This window comes from Nonomuraea mangrovi (assembly GCF_042681425.1).
Lineage (GTDB): Bacteria > Actinomycetota > Actinomycetes > Streptosporangiales > Streptosporangiaceae > Nonomuraea > Nonomuraea mangrovi.
On sequence record NZ_JBHUFV010000092.1, the window covers coordinates 1 to 4,886 of the forward strand.

Consider the following 4,886-nt stretch of genomic DNA (forward strand, 5'->3'; position numbering starts at 1 on the left):
TAGGTCAAGTCGACCGGCTTGCAACGAGCCTGTGACCTGCCGCTTCAGGATGAAAAGGGCTCATTGAAAGCGCGGCGACCTTCGTGCGGGGTATCCACCGGACCTCGCGACCTGGATGCCGCGGATGAACTAGATCATCGAGAGGTGGGCGCAGTCGTGCCGCCACGAGCTGCTGGACCGCTGCCTACTGTGGATTGAACGCCACCTGCATCATGCCCTGCGTGAGTACGAGCGCTTCTAGAACGAGCGTCGAGCCCATCAAGCTCTGGCTCAAGCGGTCCCGCTGCGTACTCCCGGACTTGATCAAGGATCCGGAGTCGAATCGCGGCCTTGGGTATAAGCCGAAGAGATCGGCCCGAGGGAGTTCTCCACGAGTGCCCATATGCAGCTTGAACTGCATGGATGTAATTGTCGGCAGCCCCACAGTCCAGGTTGTAGATCAAGTCCGTGTACGGCAGGCTGCGCCCGAGCATCGGATACCCGGCAGTAAATGATCTACCTGAATCTAATTGTGCAGGTCATGGCGACAGTGCGGGTCACGAACGGGAGCCGGGGTTGGCCCGACTCCTGGTAAGACCATTGACGTGCTCAGTGGAAGAGCCGAGGCTGGCGCGCCACTTACGTTGAAACACCCCACACACGAGCCCGCCTGACGCCATAATCCTGACATGAGCCGTGAATCTAGATTTGGCGACGCGGTACGCCTGCTTGGTGGTCCCGACCCTTCGCTAAAGACGTTGAGCACCCTCCTCAGTCTTGGCACACTTGGGATATGGGATTTGATCGATGTTAAGAATGAACTAGTACGACTGGGCAGCGATCTGCTGGTGCAGTGGCGTGACAAGCGTTCAGAGAGGGAATGGCAGAGTCGTACGGATCGTATTGAAGCCGCTCACACAATCGTTGTCGTCACCTCCTTCTTTGAGGCTATGGATGATCTCAATACCCATTTGAGCAACAAAGAGTTGCGCTCAATAAAAGCCGCTTGGGAACCACTGCGTGCCAACAGGATTCGCGCCATCGAACGCCACACCAATACGACGCTGAATGACCTGAAATCTCCCATTTGTCCATCGCCTCAGCATCCTTATGAGGTGACTAAAGAAAATATTAGACAATATTATCACAAATTCTCAAGACAGCTACTCTGCTTTGTTCGTGGCCTTGGGGCTTTGGAGGCGGCTGAAGTCTCATGAGTGGGAGGTGATATCCGCGCAGTTCAGGATACTGCCCGAATTTGCTATCGCGCGCTACGAAGACAACTATCGCCGACTAGCCATAGAGGTGCCGGAATTTGCATTCTGGACGAGCATGGTGGATCACCAATCCACGCGAAAGGGATTGGCCAACCTGGAACGCCTACTATCGCGTTCTGGTACAGGATGTGCGCTCCCGGAACAACTGGATGCCATTAAGAAGATACACCGCAGTGCTCTCAATCACCAAGTCGTCGAAGCGGGTGACGTTCCAACCGGAATGAGACTTCCCATGCTGGAGGAGGCCTACATCGCACAGCGGTTTCGCGTCGCCGAAATGGCCGCTGCAGATAATCCAAGTGTGGAATCATGCTGGGAGGACAAGGAGGTCAGAGAGGATCTAGAGACATTCCTTGCAGGGTTCCTGACACACCCTACAGCGAGTCGCATCCCTTTGATTGTCTTGGGTCAGCCCGGGGCAGGGAAGTCCGCTCTTTCGAAAGTACTGGGAGCACGGCTCTCTGACGACTATCTTCCTATACGCGTACCACTCCGTGAGGTATCGGCCAATGCTGGCATCCAGGAGCAAATCGAGCAAGCCATCGTAAATGCTACTGGAGAACGACTCTCATGGCCCGCTCTGGTCAGGGCTGCACAAGGAATTCTTCCTGTCGTAATTCTCGACGGATTTGATGAGCTACTTCAGGCAACCGGGCTCAGGGAATCCGACTATCTAACGAGAGTGGTTAGGTTCCAGGAGCAACAGGCAGAGTTGGGCCGCGCAGTAGCGGTTGTCGTCACGTCAAGGACAGCTGTAGCCCACTATGCAAAACTACCACAGGGAGCATTGGTTGCACGACTTGAGCCCTTCGACGAAGGGCAGATCTCCCGTTGGCTCGAGGTATGGAATCGATCAAGTGCGACATACTTTGCCGAGTTTGAACTCGAGACATTTGCACTCGATCTAGCTCTGAAGCATCGAGGCCTGTCCGAACAGCCCCTCCTATTGCTTATGCTTGCACTGTATGATGCCGACGGGAATTCACTAAGGCTCACGGAGGCGAAGTTTGGGCAGGCCGATCTGTATGAGCGGCTTGTGGTTCGCTTCGTGGAACGGGAAACTGAGAAATTGTACCCTTCCCATGAAGTGCGCGATCAAGTTGAGCTCGAACTCCAGCGTTTGGCCTTCGTTGCATTTTCAATGTTCAATCGCCGCCGTCAGTGGATCACCGGCGAAGAGGTGAACGGCGACCTTTGCGCCCTCGGTTCGGCTTCGTCACGTGGCGCAAGTCTCGCCACTCCGCTCAGTGCGGGAGAGCAGCTGTTTGGTCGCTTTTTCTTCGTATACGAGGCACGAGCCACTCGGGACGCCGACGTCCTCCAAACCTACGAGTTTTTGCACGCGACCTTCGGGGATTTTCTCATCGCCCGACTAGTAACCTCTATTCTCAGCGAGATGGCGTCAAGGCCGCGTAGTCGCCTTCTAGACGATCTAGGCGATTGCCTATTGCGCTCTCTGCTCTCTTGGTCCGCTTTGGCTCTTCATTCTCCACTAGTCAGCTTCTTCCGAATGCTCGCGATAAAGCGTGGAGAAGCAAGTCAATGGTTGAGGCTAGCATTAGAGTTGTTTCGAGATCTGGATGTTCGAGCAGATGCTTCATATCCCACTTACCGGCCGGCGATTGCCAGCCCTGCCAAGCGTTACGCCTATTACTCAATGAATCTGATCTTGCTCGCAGCAGCCTCCACCGAATATGTTGTCGCTAGTGATCTACTGCCCGGCCATGAGGATGTTCCAACCGAATGGGAACGTTATTTCTTTCTCTGGAAGTCGCAGTGTGCCGTTGACGAGTTCGAGAGCCATATCCGGATGGTGCAAATAAGGCGACGGAAGACAGGCAATGGGTGGGGCTACGCTCTACAACTGGACAGCAAAATCAGCGCCGAGCCACAGAGCACTAATAACCATTCAGCCTGCGAAGTCCAGATCCTCGATGTTGATGCCAAGTACCTCCTCCGCCCGTCTGGCGGTCTCGTTGAGGAACCGGTAGAACGTCTTCGCCCGCAGACCGACCTCGACTCCCACGGCTGAGAACACCAACAGGTTGCTCCGCTCAGCCTCGTGCGGACGGCGCCCAGGAGCGCGATCTTCCCGATACCTACGGCCCCGGAGCACGATCACCCGCCCGCGGCCGCTGGCCGCTTCCTCCAGCAATCCCCGGAGCAGGCTCAGCTTCTGGTCGCGGCCGACCAGTTCCTCCCCGTTCCCAGTCCCCGCGCTGCGGATGCTAATGAGGAGCAGTCGACCGAGATCCGATGCCCCGACTGGGAGCCGCTGGGTGCTGTCTTACCCTGTCGTCATTCCGCTGTCCACTCGCACCCTGTCGTCCTGGCCGACCTGTTACGTGACCGTCGCGCCAAACGAGGTTCCTGCTTGCGGCGGCTAGCACCCGGCCGCCAGGCCTTGCTGGTGCCGACCCACCTGCGAGGCGGCCACACCTACGCCTGGTTGGCCAGCGGGTTCGGCATCGTCACCATCACCGCCTGGCGTGTGGGTGCCAGAAACTCGGCCAACGCGGCTGATCTGCGGTTCGACGCTCGCGCGTTCACTGTGCATGATCGTTGCTCATGGCGCTGCAATTGCTCTATCTGATCTTCCTCAGACTCGCGGGCTGGCTGGTGCTGCTGGTCCGTTCCGAGACGTCGAAGGACGTCGAGATCCTGATGCTGCGCCAACAACTCGTGGTGCTGCGTCGTCAGGTGGCCCAACCGCGACTGTCATGGGCGGACCGGGCGATGATCACCGCGCTGACGCGGCTACTGCCCACAGCCGGTCGGCTGCGGTTGTTCGTGACGCCGGGCACGCTGCTGCGCTCGCACGCTGACGTGGTACGGCGCCGCTGGATGTTCAAACGCCGCAGGCAGGGGCGTCCTCCCACACGGGCCTCTGCGCCTGCCGATAATTGCGTCCGCCCAGCTCACGGCCATGTGGGCCGTGCATGGCGTGCGCGAGCTCCGGCCCTCAGCAGAGGGAGATGCATGCGGAATGATGATCGACCGTGCTCCTTCGCCTGGCCTATCTCGCCGTTACGAACGCCTTTGCCGCGCTGCGGTTGCTGCCAATGAGCGATCGGGACAAGGACGTCGAGATCCTTGTCCTGCGCCATCAGATCACCGTGCTTGAACGGCAACTCGGCGGCGATACCAGGGTGAGGTTCACGCCCGAGGACCGGGCTTTCCTCGCCGCGCTGCTGACATCGCTGCCACGTGAGGTCCTGCGCCGGCTACGGCTGCTCGTCCGACCGGACACCGTCTTGCGCTGGCACCGCGATCTGATGAAAAGGCGTCACGCCCGTACGTGCCGGCCGAACAGGCGAGGTCGCCCGCCCACAGTCCGCTCCATCCGTGTCCTCATCCTGCGACTGGTTCGCGAGAACCCGGCGTGGGGATATCGGCGGGTGCACGGTGAGCTCACCACGCTCGGCATCAAGGTCGCTGCGTCGACGGTCTGGGAGATCCTCAAGCAGGAAGGGCTTGATCCGGCGCCCGAGAGGGTGTCCATCACGTGGGCCGACTCCTGCGCTCGCAAGCCGATGCCCTGTTGGCCTGCGATTTCATCGAGACCATCTGAGGGGCCACGGTGATTCCGGACAGCCGTCTTATGGGCGTAGCCTATGCGGCTGTTTGGAT

General features: G+C 58.7%; 3 protein-coding genes and 1 pseudogene. All 4 read left to right on the forward strand.

The genetic code is table 11. The annotated features are described in order from the left end of the window. Positions 1 to 668 precede the first annotated feature (668 nt). The 4 genes and pseudogenes from ACFSKW_RS50095 to ACFSKW_RS50110 all read left to right on the forward strand — a co-directional run bounded on the left by ACFSKW_RS50095 (position 669) and on the right by ACFSKW_RS50110 (position 4,840). Complete coding sequence (locus tag ACFSKW_RS50095) at positions 669 to 1,196, forward strand: NACHT N-terminal helical domain 7-containing protein (RefSeq protein WP_379582108.1); 528 nt, start codon at positions 669 to 671, stop codon at positions 1,194 to 1,196. Beyond that, on the forward strand, positions 1,159 to 3,288 hold the full coding sequence (locus tag ACFSKW_RS50100; protein WP_379582110.1) for an NACHT domain-containing protein: 2,130 nt from the start codon (positions 1,159 to 1,161) through the stop codon (positions 3,286 to 3,288). Before ACFSKW_RS50095 ends, ACFSKW_RS50100 begins: the two co-directional genes overlap by 38 nt. A 247-nt stretch (positions 3,289 to 3,535) precedes the next feature. Further along, positions 3,536 to 3,747 (forward strand): annotated as a pseudogene (locus ACFSKW_RS50105) (IS5/IS1182 family transposase); the annotation flags it as partial. Between the two features lie 508 nt (positions 3,748 to 4,255). Then, positions 4,256 to 4,840: a hypothetical protein gene (locus tag ACFSKW_RS50110; RefSeq protein WP_379582112.1), complete on the forward strand. Its 585-nt coding sequence runs from the start codon at positions 4,256 to 4,258 to the stop codon at positions 4,838 to 4,840. Positions 4,841 to 4,886 lie beyond the last annotated feature (46 nt).

Excerpts from the sequence above, each read along its gene's own strand:
- ACFSKW_RS50095 (WP_379582108.1), top strand. The coding sequence starts at position 669 with ATGAGCCGTGAATCTAGATTTGGCGACGCGGTACGCCTGCTTGGTGGT.